General features: G+C 70.4%; 1 protein-coding gene. It reads left to right on the top strand.

What is annotated here, in order from left to right:
* Positions 1–228: 228 nt before the first annotated feature.
* On the top strand, positions 229–768 hold a 540-nt coding region (locus AOK08_RS40075; protein WP_063794228.1), incomplete at its 3' end, for a hypothetical protein.

The following is a 768-nucleotide window of genomic DNA, read 5'->3' on the forward strand; positions in this document are numbered from 1 at the left end:
TCGTCCGCCAGCTCGGCGAGCGGATACCGCTCAACAGCATCGAGGTCACCCCGTGACCGCCGTCGGCTGGGACGAAGAAGGCTGGGACGACGACGAACCCGACCCCATTCCCGCCGTGCCCCCGTACTACTGCGAAGGCCCCTGCTGCTCGGCCCCGCCTCGCCCGCCCGGCCTCCTCAGACGCCTTCTCGCAGCACTCCGCCGACGACCCCTGGAAGGAACAACACGATGACCGACCAGACACCCGCCGAGGCCACCGAGTGGACAGGCACGTACGGCACCGCAGAACGCGTCCCCGCCGACGCCTACACCGGCTCACCCGCCACCATCGACTTCTGGATCATCACCGGAGCCCACTGGTCCCCGGCCTGGTCGCAGTACATGCTCGCCATCCTCTCCCTCGCCGACATCGCCGGCGTCGACCCCGCACGCCTGCACCGGCCCGGTGTCACCCACGAGCTCCTGGTCGTCGCCCTCAACCCCGACCACGGCCCGTACGACGCAGACAAGGTCCGCGCCAACCAGCTACACACCCTGCGCCCCGTGAACGTCTGCGAGCAGTTCACCACCACCGACCACCAGGCCCGCGACCTCGCAGCCCTCTGCGCCCGCGCCTGCGTCGACGGCGTCCTCTCACCCGAACCCGGCGACGGCGCCGGAATCCTCCGCGACGGCTGGCGACACTCAATCGAACAGGCACTCGAACACCCGCGTCATGCGCCCCTCGTGGCCACCGATGATCCGCAACGCCCCGGGAAGACCCGCCCG

Origin of the sequence: Streptomyces graminilatus (assembly GCF_001418565.1) — a bacterium.
Classification (GTDB): domain Bacteria; phylum Actinomycetota; class Actinomycetes; order Streptomycetales; family Streptomycetaceae; genus Streptomyces; species Streptomyces graminilatus.